A 1,340-nucleotide genomic window follows, 5' to 3' on the forward strand; every position below is an offset into this window, starting at 1 on the left:
GTACGACTGCGGTCTCTCAAATCGCAGCATCGCTTCTTGCCTGAAACTCGGGCCGTCCACCATCTCGGAACTCCTCACCCGCTTTAAACAAAGCCAACTTGGCTGGCCTCTACCCGAAGGTTGCAGTGACACAGAACTCACTCAGGTGTTGTATCACGGCAAGAAAGCCTGTCGCGATAAGGTGATGCCAGACTTTACGCAATACGCTGTCGAACTCAGACGCAAAGGCATGACGAAGATGCTGCTCTGGCAGGAATATCATGAGCAATATCAAGAGCAAGCCTACGCTTACACTCAGTTCTGTGAACACTTCACTCGTTGGTTCAAAACCCAAAAGCGCAGTATGCGTCAGCTCCATGTGGCAGGTGATAAGCTGTTTATCGATTACTGTGGGCCTCGGCTTCAGGTAGTCAATCCTGACACAGGCGAAGTGCGCGAAGCAGAAGTGTTCGTAGCAAGCTTAGGCGCGTCCAACTACACTTATGTGGAAGCCTTCCCCAGCCAAGGAAAGTCTTACTGGTTAGAGGCGCATGCCAATGCCTTCGAGCACTTCGGTGGCGTACCCCATCTCTTGGTCCCTGATAATCTACGTAGCGCAGTCACCAAAGCGAATCGTTATGAGCCGAGACTGAACGACAGCTATCAGAAACTGGCGAATCACTATCAAACCGCCGTAATGCCAGCCCGCCCTTACAAACCGAAAGACAAAGCCAAGGCAGAGAATGCCGTGCTCCTAGTGGAACGTTGGATCATGATGCGACTTCGCCATCAAACCTTCCATACCTTCAAAGAGCTGAACCTCGCCATCCGTGAGCTTATGAATGACTTAAACGAACGTGAGATGAAGCAGTATGGTGCGAGCCGCAAAGCACTGTTCGACAAACTCGATAAACCCGCGTTAAAGCCACTTCCTAAGCAGCGATATCTCTATACCGAAACCAAGCGAGCCAAAGTTGGGCCTGATTATCACATCGAATATCGCCGTCACTACTACTCGGTTCCCCATCAACTGGTTGGCCATCATGTCGAGCTGGAAGCCTCCAACCGTCTGGTGCAGATCTACCACCAAGGTAACTTGATCGCTCAACATCCACGCAGCCAAAGGGAACGTGGAAACAGCACTCAACCAGAGCACATGCCGAGTAACCATCAATATCAAAAGTGGTCGCCTGGACGCTTGCTCAACTGGGGAGCCAATATCGGCCCAGCCACACGAGAGGTCGTCAATAAGATGCTGAACGCCAAACCTCATCCAGAGCAGGCCTATCGTTCCTGTCTTGGGCTGCTCAATCTGAGTAAAATCCATGGCGAGTCGCGCCTAGAACAAGCCTGTAAAGATG

General features: G+C 51.5%; 1 protein-coding gene. It reads left to right on the forward strand.

Going from position 1 to position 1,340, the window contains the following annotated elements; translation table 11 throughout:
• Positions 1 to 1,340 (forward strand): IS21-like element ISVch3 family transposase (gene istA, locus VOR_RS0113855; protein ID WP_010320295.1); only part of this gene is annotated, 1,340 nt, incomplete at both ends.

The organism is Vibrio ordalii ATCC 33509 (genome assembly GCA_000257205.1).
In the GTDB taxonomy this organism is placed as follows: domain Bacteria; phylum Pseudomonadota; class Gammaproteobacteria; order Enterobacterales; family Vibrionaceae; genus Vibrio; species Vibrio ordalii.